The organism is Flavobacterium sp. LC2016-13, assembly GCF_009707955.1.
GTDB lineage: Bacteria > Bacteroidota > Bacteroidia > Flavobacteriales > Flavobacteriaceae > Flavobacterium.
In genome coordinates, this window is record NZ_WMDQ01000001.1 from 82,875 (window position 1) to 96,570 (window position 13,696).

Consider the following 13,696-nt stretch of genomic DNA (forward strand, 5'->3'; position numbering starts at 1 on the left):
ATAAAGCTTGGTACAAATTGAGATTGCATACACAATCTCATGTACTCATTTTACAATTTTAAAAAAATTAGCAATATTTAATTCTACCTTTAACTTTAAATACTTTATAATATGAATATTGATTATCAGGACACTAATTTTTTTAATGTGGATTATGTATATAGAATTCAAACCTTTGAAAAGTATCTGGAGAATTCAATAGCATCTGAAGAGCATTTTGCGAATTATAAAACCGGACTTATACCTAATATTTTTTATGCGCATAATTTACCAGCAGTTCTAAGTTTATTCAGAAAGGAGTTCCTTGAAGTAAAATCTGGACTGGAAAGATATGAACAAGATAATAATAATGATTTTCCCATGTTAAAATCATTTGTCAACACAGAGAGAAATCTGCGAAAAATACTGGATAACAAGCAGCTGCAGGATTATACAGCATTGCTGGAATGGTCTTTTGACAATCAGAAAATCGATAAAAATGCCGGGCCAGTCAGCCGATTTTTTTTAGCAACCCCCATATTAAACAGCTATTTATTTCAAGTTGAAAAAATATTTGGGGAAGGTATTCTTGATTGATTTTATTACTTAGCAGTTGTTAATGAATTATAGCTATTTAAATATTAATTTTTAATTTTTAACTTTACAAAAAAAATGGATAAAACGATAAAACTCCGAGTGAAAAAGGAAATAGACCAAAGTAGGGAGTTTAAAGTGTTAAAATTAAAAGGCAGTTTAATTACTAGAGGATTTACCGAAATTATTCATATTGAAGATGAAAATGAAGATTTTTATATCAATTCTTTTTCCACTTCTTACAAACATAAAAAAGAAGCAGACGATTTTATTTTAGATTATATATCATTAAATAATTTAACTGAAACCATTACTTTGCTTAGTCCCATAAATAGTAACTCGTAATAGGTAACCTTAAACTAAAAAAAATGGGAGTGCTAATATCTTCTATGATTTTAATCTAAAAATTGGGTAAAAATAACAAATCAAACAAATTAAAACAATTAAAAAAGTTGTATAGATAGTAAACATAGTACGTTTATGGCTACGTTGAATTTTAGCCAATTTTAAATTTAATTGAGCTTTTTCCCGGTCGATTATATCTTGATATCTATCATTCATAACTTCAAATATATTAAACTTTCCAAAAATATTATTACGGATTTCCATAACATACGTTTTTATTTATAATAAATTGATTGCATTTAATTCCTCCATTTTTCCAGTCATGTAAGTGCAACTACCCCGTATTAATAAAATATTTACTTGCAGTTTATTTTCTCAAAAATAGTTTTTAATTGATCCATGACAGATCCCGATTTAAAATCTTCTTTTGAAATTGCATCAATAAGTTTTGGGCAATCTGAAAAAGCTTCTCTTGACATTTTTCTGATTAATGAATCTGTTCCTATTGCGAAACCATTTGATGCTGTGGTAGCATAGCCAAATACTAATTCTTCACTATTTTTTTTACCAAAAAAATATGCTGTATTGGCAATAGTAACTACATTACCTGTACCACCTGCATTTGGTCGACTGACACCTTCCGAGGCAATGCCACCTATTTTTACGTTTTTATCATAAACGATGTAGAACCAATGTTTTTTCTTAGATCTTGAAAATTTGCCTGTTAAAAGATTAGCAGTTGTGGTATATAAGCGTTCTGCTATGTACTTTTTACTTTCTCCATCTTCATATTCAATCTTTTTGACATTGACACTTTCAATTTTTTCTTTTTTTGCTTCTTCATCATTTTTGAAATAGACCTTAGAATCATCACTTTCAACCATTTCGGCAAGACCTTTTTTTGTTGATCCGTCTTCCATAAATAAAACAGCTTTAATAAATTTAGCGTGTCCAGCTGTTGCAAATAAAAGCGTGATTACAAGTAACATTATTCTTTTCATATTTAAATGTTTTAACAGTAAATATATACTCTAAACGTTCCAAAAAATTACATATTCAAATTTCCTTTTCTCCATTCACTTAACGTAGTTTCTGCAGTAAGTGAATGTATTCCAGATGTTTTTTCAATAGTTTTCAAGACTTTTAAGGCCTCTTTTTCATTAGAGGTCAATAAATAAATAGCGGACCATAAGCGAACACCAATCGATTCATGTAATAATAAATTTTCTAATTTGTTGATGAGATTTTCATCTTTTAAAAAATTTGTAGCTAATACAATTTTAGCATAAAATTTATTTGCTGTTTTATAATCTCCTGTCTCTGTTGCTTCCGGTTGTTTAATGGAAGCTTCTTCAAAAATTGATAATGCCGTTTCTACGTTTTTTATCTTCATTAATCTATACTAATTTTTTAATCCTAACGTCAAAATCATATATTCTTGAAAAACTTTTTGCAGTTAGCAATTGGTCTAATTAACTACATTAAAAAATATCTACAAGTTGGATTATTTACACAAATTTAGAAGGTTACGATCTTATAACCCCATACTTTGTTAACCTTTTTTGACTACGTTACCTACTTTGTCTGTTATATATGGTTTGTGTAATTCATGCCATCTTTTTACAAAAGAGTCAATATTAGCCATATCTTTTTTTACCAAATCGCTCAATTTACTGACTTCTTTGTCGAAACTACTTTGACTATTGATTTTTCCCAGTTTATATTCTGGTAGAAATAACATATAAAACAAAGGAGGACCTTTATAATCGTCGCTTCTTAATCGCATAGTAGTTGAATTATTAGGCGGAAGATGAAAGTTTATTCCTTCGCTATCTTTCAATTCATCAACCGAATTTAATTTTTCGCTGAGTTCAAAGAGATTCAAAGTGATTTTTATACGTTTCTCGCCTTTAAACATAATAGCATTAATAAAATGCAGCTGATTTTGATCTGTCAGCTTGCATAATTCATACGAGTATCCACGAATATTAGAATCGTATTGTCCAAACCAAGAAGTTTTAAATGGCGATTTTACATAACCATTGTCTTCGAGCTCAGGAATTCCATAATTTTTAAAAATAGTATTTCTTGTATCTAGAAGGTTTTTATCTGATATTATAAAATTATCTTTCATATTTAATAATAAAGAAAAATGAATTGATTGACTAGTGATAATTTCTATCCTTATTTTATTTAATTACTGATAATTAAAACTTTTACGTCACTACTTTTTGATTACATTACCTTCTTTGTCTGTTATATTTGGTTTATGTAATTCATGCCATCTTTTTTCAAAAGAGTCAATATTGTCCATATCTTTTTTTACCAAATCCCTTAATTTTCTAACTTCTTTTTCAAAACTGCTTTTAGATTTGATGTTTCCTAATTTATGCCAAGGTAAAAACAGTATATGAAACACAGGCGGCCCCTTATAGTCATCATATCTTAATTCCATAATAGTTAAGTCGTTTGGCGGCAGCTTAAAATTTATTCCATCACAATCTTTCAAGTCATCAAGTGAATTTAATTTTTCGTTGAGTTCAAAAATATTCAAACTGATCTTTATCCTTTTTTCACCTTTAAGCATACTAGCATTAATAAAATGCAGCTGATTTTGATTTGTCAACTTGCATAATTCGTAGGAGTATCCACGAATATTCGAATCGTATTGACCAAACCAAGAAGTTTTAAATGGCGATTTTACATAGCCATTCTTTTCCAACTCAGGAATACCATAATCTTTAAAGATAGTATTCCTTGCATCTAAAACTTCTTTATCTGATATTTTGAAATTATCTTTCATATTTAATTTTTTGTGTTTCTTTGAGCAGCTACACCACCTCCTGCGCCAACGGTTGCTGTTTTGGCAGCATTCCCGAGGCCTTGGCTTGTAGTTCTGTCTATTATAACATTAGTTCCTCTATTAATTACAGTCCTTTGATTTCTGGTCAATCCAGATGTATTGAACTTGCTTTCAACAATTATTTTTCTACCCGTAAAAATATTTCTCAGATCATGGTCAAATATTGCTTTTGCCTCCCTGCCTGTCGGAGTTCTTCCCCCGGTCAAAACTTCAGCTTTACCCGGTCGAATATAACCACGTCCTTTATATTTTATTTCGGTAATCGCTTCTCCTAATTTTCCTTTGACACTTCTGGACAAATTGTTTGTTGAATTTTTAACAGCATTACCAACTAATTTACCTCCGGCACCTAAAACAGCACCTACAGTACCATCAACAACTACATCTCTAATTGTTGTTTTTTGTCCTTGAATAGCTCTGCTTGCCGCGCCTCCAACAGCATTAGCCCCTCCTGAAACACCAGCTGTTACCAGTAAACTTGCACCTCCGGTAAATCCGGCAGCACCTCCTACAACAGCACCTTGTACAGCAGCACCACCGACAGCTCTCCAATTATCTACTTTTCCATTTTTGTATAATTGAGTTCCTGCTTCTATGGCTCCACCAATAATTCCTCCTATCAATGCTCCTGCTGCAGCGGTTGCACAATTTGGGCATTCTCCATCCGGATCGATGTATTTTACAGGATTATTATATGAGAACGTATAAGATGCTAAGTTAAATGAATTAAATGCACCTCCGTTTGTAGATTCAGGCTCATCAAAAAAGTCTTCTTTCATCATTAATGGATCGACATTCAGCCATAAACTTGCCTTCATATCCAAATATCTCGCTCCATAATAACTTAAGTTTGTTTCCCTGTCTAGCTCCTTACCATTAAATAAATAGGGACTAGAAAACGAACTTGAATGCTCTTCAAATAAAATCTCACCAAAAGCAATGTACTCCACATGCTGTGAAATAGAACCGTTTTTGGCTGTAATATAAGAAGTACTTCCCAAATGATCGGCGTGAAAATAAAAAATATCATTCTCAGGCATTCCGATGCCTGTAAAACCTTCTCCGGCTTTTACAGTTGTTGGCTCTATTGGCGGACCAAATTGCACAGGCGGTCCAGGAACATCTCCCGGCGCATTAAAAATAGGATTTCTTGGCCATCCTTCCGGAGGCTCCTGATTTTCCTCAACAGGCTTAAGCACCTCACTAGGATATGGATTTCCGGTAAATTCCGGCGTAGCATAAATTCCTTGTTGTGTTGGAGGTCCCGGCGGTAATCCAAGACTTCTCACATAGGCATCTAGAGCTTTTTGCTGTTCAGCAGTAAGATTAGTGTAATTAACTCCTCCTGCAGTTAAACCTAAAGGTTGTGCAAAAGTTCCGTTACCAAGTTTACTAACAAGACGCCCGCTTCCTTCAAAATAATGTTTGGTAAATTTACCTTTTGTTATAACAAAATAAGGACTTACATAGCCCGTATAATCGTCAGTATGTATAATTGTGGCAGCATTTTCACCATTGATTGCCACGTTCTGAGAGTCGCCTGAACTTTTAATTACACGTTCTCCGTTACTATCATAAGAATATTGGTAAATTCTTCCATTATCGTTAATACCCATTAAACGGTTTTCTTCGTCCCATGTCATTTTCCTGAAACTTTGAGTTTCTGTATAACTTATTGGGTTTCCGTTTCCATCGTATACATATTCTCGCGAATCTTGTTTTGCAGCTTCTGCAATTTTATTAGGCGCATGCGGATGCAGTTCGTTATCGTAGTTGTAATCCAAAACGTAACCTTTTTGCTCGTTATTTACAGTATGCAGCAAATCTTTTTTCGTAATACTATGTATTTTATTATACGTCATATTAAGCTCATAATTCGCTTTTGTAAATTCACCCTGATAAGTTCCTTTTGCAGATTTTAATCTATAAAAATCATCATACTGGTATTCTTGTGAAGATGTCCCTCCTAAGGTATTGTTTATTATTGGAGCAGTATTTTTAATATTCAATACGTTTCCAACCAAATCATAGCCATATGAATTGTTTATGACTACCCTGACACCGCTTTTTACCTGAAGCTGTTGTAATCTTCTCATTACAGCATCATAGGTATAATTGGTTTCTGTATCGTTACCGTACTTTAGATATTTACGTTGCTCGAATTCATCATAACTTAATTGTTTGATATAATCGTAGGAATGACTTTCTTTTTTACCTTGCATGCTTTGCAGATTTCCTGCACGGTTATAAGTATATTCTACAACCTCTCCATCTGGATAAGTCATTTTTTGAATTCGATTCCACGTATCATATTCAAATTGCGAAATGTAAGTCTGCACGTCGGTAGCCGTAATGCGAAGTGTACGTATTTCTTTCTCTATCTCGCCCAGTTTTCCAAAGAAAAATTCCTGACCTCCCGTTGCATCTTGAACAAACCATAGCCTGCCGCGTCGAGATGGAGTTCCGTCGGCTTTACCATAATTATACTGTACATTATTCTGAGGGTTTTTAGGATATTTTATTGTTTCCAGACGGTTATAATTATAAACGTATTCTATCGCACCGCCATTTGGAACTGTGTTTTTTAAATCTTGGGTTATACGTTTGGTTAAGTTACCTGCCAAGTCATATTCCATGGTTGTTGTTCCCGCATCAGGATGTGTAAAGTCAATTCGTTTTCCTATCCAGTCGTAACTAATTTTGGTAGTATGATCCATAGCGTCAATTACCTTAATTATTTCTCCTAACGCATTAGTTTCAATCTTTGTAATTAAATCATTTTGTATAACCGCAACATTTTGGCCCGTAGCATCTGCATAAGTCTGGCTTGTTCTGTTTAAAGCATCTGTTTGCGTAGTGCTTAATACAGGCAGTCCCTCATAATTTAAAATAGCATAAAGAGTTGTACTAGTACTTCCGTCTGGCAATGTCACTTTTATAGGCCTCCCTACTTCATCATAATCTGTTTTAGTTGGAGCTATATTTGACAGCGCTGTACTAAAGTTGTTATCTATTGTAGTAGTCGTTGTTGGATAATAGGTCGCTATTGGTCTTTCCAATCCATCATAAACTATTTTTCCTGAAACTACATGCGCTTCCTGATCCGGACTGCCTGGCTGTGTAAATAAACTTGCGGTTTTTTTAACTTGCAAAGGTCTTCCTAATCCATCTGTATAAGTATATGTTTCAATGTCTTTACCTAGTTCAGGATCATAATTTCTAGTTTTGGCATAAGGAACTTTTGCTTCTGGAAAATATTCGTAAGCAATTGTATAGGGTCTCCCAGAAGCAATTTCGTAAGGTGCTTTAATAGTCGATGTTCGTCCTTTAGCATCAATCGTATAAATAGTACTTTGATCATTACGATCTGTCGTTTTAAGCGGTGCGCCAAAACGATAATCAAATTCTACTTTATTTTGGTAGCCAAACGCATCTTTTATCTCGGTCATGTACTGATGATTTTCTGCATCATGTACATACTCTAATGTCATACGCTGACCCTTGTGGTTTACAGGTCCGGTGATTTTTTCGAGGTTACCGTAAGTATCATAGGCGATGTCAGTAACGGCAATTTTATCTGCTGCAATATAATTTTTAATTTGCGTTACTTCTGCTGTTGTGGTATTGATTGTTGTGGCTCTTTTACGACGTAAACCTTCGGTAGTAAAAACTTCTAATTGTTTTGCTATACCACCGTAATAAGGTGTTGTACTTTCATAATAACTTATTTTTGCTGTCACCTTATCAGCAGCAGAACCGTTTCCTAGATCTTCGTACTGAATAATATTTCCATTAGCATCATAGGTATTAAATGTATTTGTTTCTAAATATTCACTTCCTCCTTCGTATATTTTTTGATTGGCATGAATTAATCCGACAAAAATACGTTTGTCATCACACGAAGGCAAATTCAATTCTGAAACCGGGATATTTGCCTGGGTCGTCACATCAATTAAACTGTACTCGTTTTCAGACTCTTTACGCATTTTTCCGTTCTTGTCTAAAGTATAACTATGTTTTAAAAGATTCTTTCTGAAATAATCCTGATTGTAAAATTCCTGAACTGTTGTAGAGAAAAGTGAATTATCAGCAGCATCAATTTCCTCTTCAATTACTTTTTCAAAACCATAAAATTCTCTTTCACGACGATCCTGATACCCATTTTCATATCTAAATTTACTGATTGAATGATCGATACCATCACCAACATGTCCGTCAAAAACATCAACAGATTGTAAAACCCATTTTGCTGAAGGATTTTCATAACTTGGCTTTAATAATTCATAATCTACAACATAACTATTTCCTGCACCGTTTGTAACACTTTTTAGTTTGTTGGTTCTTTTGATATTTGATAATTGTGCAGTTAAGTGACCATCATCTTTTGAAACGACATAATCCAAATTTCCATCACCATCAATATCCGTAAAAGTACCTTCAGATCGGTTTGTACTCCATCCCTTACTTCCTCCAACAGTTGGAGTAATACGAAGTAGCCAAACGATAATATCAAATGAAAAATTTGCATTCATTCCGTAGCTTACTCCTTTATTTTGGTTCATTTCGGCGAATCTTGGGTAAACAATTGGCGCATCAAAAGAACTCCCTAAGTTTAACGAAACCAAAATGGTATTGCCCACATATCTTATTTTATCGGCGAGCCCGTCCCCGTTAATATCCATAAAAGATTCATCACTATCTGATTGAGATCGGGCATAATTAGCCCCTCCGGAAATCGATCCCTGTTTAATACTAAAACCTAATCCGGCGCTCCAATCGGTTGAATTACCTTTATTTAAAGTATTAAAATTCCAATTTTCTACTGGTAAAAAACCATATCCTGTATTTAAAAAAACATCTCCAGAGTCTAATATTTTATCGGGTAATCCGTCGCCATTAATATCACTGTGTAGCATTGTCGAGCGGTCTTCACCTTTCCCTTGAGAAGCACTTACAGAAATACTGTTTCCTCCTTTTTCAGCTTCTTTTGAAGCTGTTCCTTCTGCTGAATCTTTTTTAACGCTTGCTTTTCCAATAGTTACACTCAGTGAATTGGATGGTGCACCATGGCTATAACTTCCGCCAAAATTAGGTCCTTCAGAACTTGTTTTAGAATGACTGAAATTGTCTCCTAAATTAATTACTTCATCAGAAACAGTTCCAACAGGTATTGTCAACTGGACATTTTCTCCTCGTATATAATCTGGGAATCGGTCACCATTAAAGTCGCTCATGGTCTGGGTTACATACGAATCGCCATCAATAGATTTACTGTAACCTAAATTACCCGGACCTACAGAAACCCCTGCTGAGATACTTTTACTTTTGCTTTCGCTGATCATATCAAGCGCCGAGGTGCTTCCGCCCGCCAAAGTTGGCAAAGAAAAGTCCGTATAATCTGAAATATCATCTTCTCCTAATCTTGAAGTTCCAATCATTGGTCCTTTTATAAATATAGACTCTTCCAATCCTTCCAATTTCGTTTTTGCATACGAAGGATTTAAAGAAACAAAATAGCTATCGGCAATTTCGTATCCTTTTCCATCATAATTTTCAGGATCTGTATTATTTAAATCAGGTTCTGTATTATAAGGATCTGATTGTTTTAGTTTATTCTGGTCTATTGTATTTGTAGCAAGATTTCCGTTTATAACAAATCCTCCCCAATTGCGTTGATATAGACCTAGTGTTCGTTCATCAGGATTTAAAAGGCTGTATATCGCAAAATCGTTTGTAGCAGCATTCCACACCACATCATCTGTCAGATTTGCTATATCTTTTAAATCAATAACCTGAACCTGAAGATTAAGGGCATTTATTTTTGGATAATTTCTAAGAATATTTACAGAAAGCGGATTTGAAACTGTGGTTTCTAACTGAATTGGAATTCCTGCCACCGCATCAGGGTAAACCACTGCATTATCAAAAGTATTGATTACTTCTGTCAATGTTCCAGTGGTGAGCTGGTAGCGTTTACGCGCTAACAGAACATTATTTTGTTTGGCCGAAATAATTACTTCTCCATTATAATTATTAACGGTTCCGGGAGGAAAAGGAGATGCCAGCACTAAATCCTGTGGTAATATATTTAGTTTAACTTTTCCGTTAACCGTTGAACTAACGCCTGGAATGTTATAATTTCCTTCTCTTTTGTTATACAGCAAATGAGAAACTTCCATTGGAACTTCCTCCGCAACTCCACCCGGAATGGCTGGTACTGTAACGCTTGGAGCAAAAGAAATGCTTTGCCAATTGATATTGGTTTGCGTTTCTAATGCCATGGTCACCTGTGTTTGAGTTTCAAAGGCAGGCAGATTTATAGATGCTAAATTAAAAGCAGCAACTTCATTTGCTAGAAAAGTCTTTTCAAATAAAATTACCGGAGGGCTGGTTTGTTCCAAATAATTTTTAGTTATCACAAACCTAATATGATCTGACGTAACGGGCTTATTTAATATTCCTTTAAACAAAACATTTCCTGCTACCGGAATAGCTTTTCCTGCCATAGAACTGCTGAAAAAATCAGAACTCGCCTTATATGTTGCTAGTGAATATAAATTGGCATCTTTTAGCGCTACAGGAACTGGAAAATCTGCATTAACTAAATTTCCATTTATATCCCTGTCGAATTGCTTAACCGTCGAATAAGTAATAATCGGGTCCCAAATAACCGCATCAAAATTTCCGTCTCGTACAGCACTTACCCTAAAATACAAACGCTCTCCTTTTTCGACAGAAACTGCAGTATTTTGCTTGGTTTTGATATTATAATCTGTTGCACCAATGGCTTCGTTCCAAAGTAATTGTGTTCCTTTTTGAAAGTATAAATGAACACCGTCTGCTTTATCTTCACCGGCATTGTTGATATATTCTGTCCGAGCTTTTATTCTTTCCGGCGTTGATTCCTGCACTAATTGATATTGATGCGAAATAGAAATAATTCCTTTTACAGGAGCTTCCCACATACGCACAACATCATGCAGCGGATTTTGTTTTTCTATTTCTTCAATCGGAATTGTACTTACACCCGGAATACTTACGTTTCCACCGCCAAAAACAGGTGACGGAGTACCAGTACTACTAGTCTTAAAGGTCGGGATTCCGTTTTCTAATCGGTTATAATATACCTGTCCGTTTCGCACGAAATCTATTAGTCCGTCTCCATTAAAATCCATGAAATAAGCCTTGGTTTTATTGGTCGAACGCTGCTGGTCGTAACCAATATTTCCAAATTTTAAATTTAAATCGACACCCCAATTGAATGAAGTAGACTTAGAAAATCCAACATCACTAATATTAATTTCCTGCAATTCTCCAAAAGCCAACTGCCCTGAGCCTGCAAGATTTTTTCTGTAGTAAACTCCATTTTTATTTTTGAATACTTTATCCGGTAGTCCGTCACCGTCTAAATCTTCTAATGTAACAGTAGTATCAGATGTTCCCCAACTATTTCCTCCGTGCCCTCCAACAGTAAATCCTTTAAGGCTTCCTGCATTGGTTGCTAAACCTATTCCAAGTCTGTAGCTGATACCTGTCGTTGAGCCCTCGGTACTACTTACTAATGAGTGTTTTCCAGAAAACAATGCATCACTGAATGATGGGATTGAACTGTTCTTCAAATTATCGTTTGGTACACTCCAAGTCTGTTCCGGTCCAAAAGGATTATATTTTCCTGAAGCATCTCGAATATCATCAAAATAATCTAGTTTATTGGTATAAAATAAGTTTGACTCCGAATCATATTCTGAAATTGATTCTAGTAAAGTCTTTTTAAAAGCACCTTCTTTATACTGCAATTCATAACTGCGAATCATTTCATTTTTAAATCGTACTTCTATTTTTCGTAGTAATTGATTGTATAACTGTTTGAAACCTAATCGCGCTGAAACCTGAACGTCAGGGCGATTTGCTTCTCCCAAATCCCCATTTTTTACAAACGTGACACTGTAATTTCCTTTTTGAGAACCAAGCCCTGTATAATAGACTTTTTTAAGATACATCCCCCCATCGCGTTTGTCATACTCGTATTCTACAGTATTTCCATTTAAATCAACCTGAAGACAAAGTGCCCAATATCCGACATTCCCGTTTGCATCCTGCAAAATACCATTTGTTGCAAGTCCTGAAGTTGTACCTCCATAATAGCTAGCAGTACCACTTTTATCTTTTACTATCCAATAATAGTTTTTAGGTGAAGATCCTTTACGGATGATCTGCTGAAAAGCGCTTTCACGTCTTGGATAAAATTGTTTGTCAGTAGTTCTTCCAGTCCATTCTGCTCTGTGTGAATTCGGAATCAAGGCTTCACCCGCAATCGAATATGTTTCTGTTTCTTTAGCGGCATCGTATCTTGGTGCTCCCCAGCGGGTTTCGATACTTACTGCCGGAGCCGAAATATCCCAGCCCATACCTGTCCAGCTGTGCCCGCCGTCACTATCATATTGCAGATTTAATGATGGATGCATTCCGCCTCTACCGCTTGGAATTACAATAGAAAAAGCTGTACTTGCTGTTCCTCTTCCATTTGCAGAAGGCGTCTCTATAGACTGAATCCCAACGAGCGGACTTGCCGCTTTTAGATCTTTGATGCTCGTTGAAGTATAACCCGAAGTTTCTGGAGATTCAGGCATTTTTACAATACCAGCAATAAAATCGGTAAAATGTGTTGTTTTTGCCTTAATTATTCCCTGTTTAATATCCAATGAATCTTTTGCAATTTCTTGCCAAAGACGTTTGTTTTCATCAAAATAAAAAACATTAATATCTTTCTCTGTATATCCTTCCGGAATTGTTTTCTTATCATACGGTATTGATAAGGTAACGGCTTTTTCAAAAATAGTTCCATGTGGCAATAATCTAAAACCTGCATTTATTCCGGTAACATTCACCATTGAAGAGTTTAGCGGTGCAATGTCTATTTTTCTTAAACCGCTAACAGATACAGTTATATTGTTTTTAAGAGCTCCAACAGGAAAAATAGCTAAAAAATTTCTATACAAAAGTGTATTATTAGTTTGAAAATCAATAGTTTTAAAAATGCGTTCTTTTGCATTTTCAATAGGTCTGAAACGATCCACCTTGGAAAAATGCTTTAATTCTAATTTTTCTTTAACGATAACTCCCGTAGTTGTTTCCTTAGTAACCACAATTGATTTTCCTATTGTTGCTGCATCAAAAATTAATTCAAATTCCGGTTGATTAGGATCAATATCAATTCCGCCAATACTAATTTTTTTTATCTGAGAAGGTATATTGGTTCCTTTGATGTATAGCTTATTCTCGAATCTTAATAATGTAAAATCACTTGAAGGAAGTGCTGTTTTATAAACAATGTGGGCATTCCTGATTTTATATGAATTTGAACTACCTTCAGGAGCGGTAAATAGCAAAACGTTATCTCCGGCACGTAATAATTTTTCAGAAAGTAATTCCGATTGTTTTGTCCAGTTTTTATTTTGAGATAAAAATTGACCTCCAATACTGGGCTGATTGTTTAAACTTCTTGAAATCGAAGCTGCCTGATCGTATCCGTATAATTCGTATTCTAAATAAGCACTCTCTCCATTTGCAGGTAAAGCATCAACTTTAAAATGAAAAACGTTATCATAAGCATCATCCGCATCGGATGCGTCAGCGACACCAATGATTCCTTCTGTAATATCTGCCGAAAATGATTTTACAGTTTTATTTTCAGTCTTAAGAATTGCTGTTGAATCTGTTTTTGAAACCGCTGATTCTTTTTCAGAAGCATTTTTAGTAAAAAAGGAAGCTATCTTATAAGGTCCAAAATTTGCTGCGAACAAAAACGAACCAATTAAAAATACAAGTATTATAATTTTATTTTTCATAAAGAAGATAATCAATTTACCCAAACGTTTATTTAAATCATTTCTACAAAGTTTATTTTGCCAAAAT

Annotated in this window: 7 protein-coding genes; 2 read left to right on the forward strand and 5 right to left on the reverse strand. The window is 34.6% G+C overall.

The annotated features are described in order from the left end of the window. Positions 1–111: 111 nt before the first annotated feature. Both GKZ86_RS00360 and GKZ86_RS00365 read left to right on the forward strand, forming a co-directional pair. Entirely contained in the window at positions 112–576 is a 465-nt protein-coding gene (locus tag GKZ86_RS00360; protein ID WP_154781162.1) for a hypothetical protein, read from the forward strand. A gap of 75 nt (positions 577–651) precedes the next feature. Continuing rightward, positions 652–918, forward strand: coding sequence for a hypothetical protein (locus tag GKZ86_RS00365; RefSeq protein ID WP_154781163.1), 267 nt, complete (start codon positions 652–654; stop codon positions 916–918). A gap of 356 nt (positions 919–1,274) precedes the next feature. Here GKZ86_RS00365 and GKZ86_RS00370 read toward each other — a convergent pair whose 3' ends face one another. The 5 genes from GKZ86_RS00370 to GKZ86_RS00390 all read right to left on the reverse strand — a co-directional run bounded on the left by GKZ86_RS00370 (position 1,275) and on the right by GKZ86_RS00390 (position 13,629). Next, a complete protein-coding gene (locus GKZ86_RS00370; protein WP_154781164.1) occupies positions 1,275–1,919 on the reverse strand; it encodes a hypothetical protein in 645 nt (214 codons plus the stop codon). 47 nt (positions 1,920–1,966) lie between these two features. After that, positions 1,967–2,311: a DUF2019 domain-containing protein gene (locus GKZ86_RS00375; protein ID WP_154781165.1), complete on the reverse strand. Its 345-nt coding sequence runs from the start codon at positions 2,309–2,311 to the stop codon at positions 1,967–1,969. Between the two features lie 159 nt (positions 2,312–2,470). Then, positions 2,471–3,052, reverse strand: coding sequence for a hypothetical protein (locus GKZ86_RS00380; RefSeq protein ID WP_154781166.1), 582 nt, complete (start codon positions 3,050–3,052; stop codon positions 2,471–2,473). A gap of 90 nt (positions 3,053–3,142) precedes the next feature. Next, complete coding sequence (locus GKZ86_RS00385; RefSeq protein WP_154781167.1) at positions 3,143–3,721, reverse strand: hypothetical protein; 579 nt, start codon at positions 3,719–3,721, stop codon at positions 3,143–3,145. A gap of 2 nt (positions 3,722–3,723) precedes the next feature. Next, the gene (locus GKZ86_RS00390; RefSeq protein WP_154781168.1) at positions 3,724–13,629 is read right to left on the reverse strand and encodes a SpvB/TcaC N-terminal domain-containing protein; all 9,906 of its coding nucleotides are present in this window, start codon (positions 13,627–13,629) and stop codon (positions 3,724–3,726) included. Between the last annotated feature and the right edge of the window lie 67 nt (positions 13,630–13,696).